Here is a 1,935-nt window from a genome sequence, read left to right as displayed (position 1 = left end):
GCAGCGCCCCGCCGTGGATCCGTCCGGCCGTCGCCGTCGCCCTGAGGCCGCCAACGAGGCCACCGCGATGACCCCTCGGCCGTCCGTGGCCGAGAGCTCCGGCCGTCGGCGCCGTCCCGAGCCTCAGATGCAGCAGCAGCCCGTGTCCGCGACCCCGCCGCCGCCCGCGGTGGACGGTCCGGTGTGGGATCCGGAGCTCGGCGACTGGGTGCCGGACTCGCTGGAGCTGCCCATCCCCGTGCGCACCGCTCCGGTCCCCACGCCCGGTCCGGCCCCGACCGCACCGCCGCCGCCCGTGACGCCCCCGGTCGTCGACACGGGCGCCCACGCCGCCGGCAAGTCCGTCAGCGAGCTCCTGGCCTCGCTGGGCCAGGAAGAGTCGCGCGGCCGTCGCCGTCGCCGTTCGGACGATTAAGTCATTTGTCGATATCGCCGACCACCACGGCGAAAGACCCGAGTACCGCGGGCAGGTCGGCGATCGGCGTTCCCGGCAGCAGAGCGGACAGCGCCTGCACGTTGTTGAACGACGGGGTGCGCAGCTTGAGCCGCCACGGGGTCTTCTCGCCGCGTGAGGCCAGGTGCACGCCGGAGATGCCCAGCGGGGCCTCGGTCCACACGTAGACGGAGCCCTCGGGCGCCTTCACGGCCTTGGGCAGCCGCAGGTTCACCGGCCCGGACGGCAGGTCGTCGAGGATCCCGGCGATCAGCCGCAGCGACAGCTCGATCTCGCCGACCACGCAGGCCACCCGGGCCAGGGCGTCGCCGTCGGTGCCGAGAACCGGCTGGAAGTCCTGGTACGCAAGGTGTTCGCCGTCGCGGCGAAGATCCATGTCGAGGCCGCTGGCCCGGCCGGTCGGCCCGGTGACGCCCAGCGCCAGCGCGGCTTCCCGCGTCAGAACGCCCAGGCCGGCGTGTCGTGCGCGGAAGGCCTCATCGTCCACAGTGGACGAACGGATGGCCGGCAGCAGTGACTCCAGCGACGCAAGCAGCGCCCGCACGTTCGGGATCCAGGTGGCCGGCATGTCCTCGCGCAGGCCGCCGATCCGGTTGGCCATGAAGTGGATCCGCCCGCCGGAAGCCTGCTCCATCACCGCCTGCACGGCCTCGCGACCGCGCAGCGCATTGGTGGTGCCGGCAGTGGGCTCGCCGGTCAGCGCACGGGTCAGCGGGGCGAGGAACACCAGGTGCGCCAGCATCCGGTTCAGCTCGCACAGCACCATGCGCAGCCGCACCGCCCGTGGCGGCACGTCCATGCCGGTCATGCGCTCCACGGCCAGCGCGACGGTGAGCTCGTTGCAGAAGGCGGCCAGCCAGTCGTGCCGGTTGGCCAGGGTGAGCACCTGCCGGTAGTCGCGGACCTCGAACAGCTTCTCCGCGCCGCGGTGCAGGTGCCCGACCAGCGGTTCGGCCTCGGTGACGACGTTGTCGTCGACGACAAGCCGCAGCCGGTACGCGCCGTGCGCCGACGGGTGCAGCGGGCCGAGGTCGATGACGTGGTCGACGCCGAGGTACTTGGCTCCCGCGCCGACGCCGACGGTGATCTGCACGGGTCTCATGCTCGCACGAGGCTGATCGGCGCCGATCGGGGACAGAGCAGCCAGTGGAAGCCGCCCAGCCCGACGGGATCGCGCAGCTCGGCGACCCGTCCGGCCCGGGCCGACGCCGTCAGCCAACCGAGTGGATCCGCCGCCGCCAGTCCGGCCGCCGGCTGATCACCGAGGATTCCCAGAGCTGCCAACGCTTCCCGCTGCGTCAGCAGCTCGCTGGGGCTTACCGCCGCCAGGGAGTCGAAGGCGACGTGGCGGTGATGTCGCAGCTGCCGTCCGGCACCGGCGGCACCTGCCGTCCGGACCGGTAGCCGGTCAGCGATCCCAGGAAGGGCCGTGAGCCGGCGAAATGTCCGTAGTCCACGGCCAAGGCGGCCCCCGCGGCCAC

2 protein-coding genes and 1 pseudogene are annotated in these 1,935 nt (G+C 73.0%); 1 reads left to right on the top strand and 2 read right to left on the bottom strand.

What is annotated here, in order from left to right:
• Nucleotides 1–415: pseudogene (locus KUTG_RS24605) on the top strand (hypothetical protein); the annotation flags it as partial.
• A 1-nt stretch (nucleotide 416) separates the two neighbouring features.
• Here the strand turns inward: KUTG_RS24605 and KUTG_RS24600 are convergent.
• Together KUTG_RS24600 and KUTG_RS63890 are read right to left on the bottom strand one after the other, a co-directional pair.
• The gene (locus KUTG_RS24600) at nucleotides 417–1,556 is read right to left on the bottom strand and encodes an NADH-quinone oxidoreductase subunit D (protein WP_043719943.1); all 1,140 of its coding nucleotides are present in this window, start codon (nucleotides 1,554–1,556) and stop codon (nucleotides 417–419) included.
• Nucleotides 1,553–1,738, bottom strand: coding sequence for a hypothetical protein (locus tag KUTG_RS63890; protein WP_232240923.1), 186 nt, complete (start codon nucleotides 1,736–1,738; stop codon nucleotides 1,553–1,555). Before KUTG_RS63890 ends, KUTG_RS24600 begins: the two co-directional genes overlap by 4 nt.
• Nucleotides 1,739–1,935 lie beyond the last annotated feature (197 nt).

This window comes from Kutzneria sp. 744 (genome assembly GCF_000568255.1).
Lineage (GTDB): Bacteria > Actinomycetota > Actinomycetes > Mycobacteriales > Pseudonocardiaceae > Kutzneria.
This window is presented reverse-complemented; position numbering and strand designations above follow the sequence as displayed.

Excerpts from the sequence above, each read along its gene's own strand:
- KUTG_RS24600 (WP_043719943.1), bottom strand. The coding sequence starts at position 1,556 with ATGAGACCCGTGCAGATCACCGTCGGCGTCGGCGCGGGAGCCAAGTAC.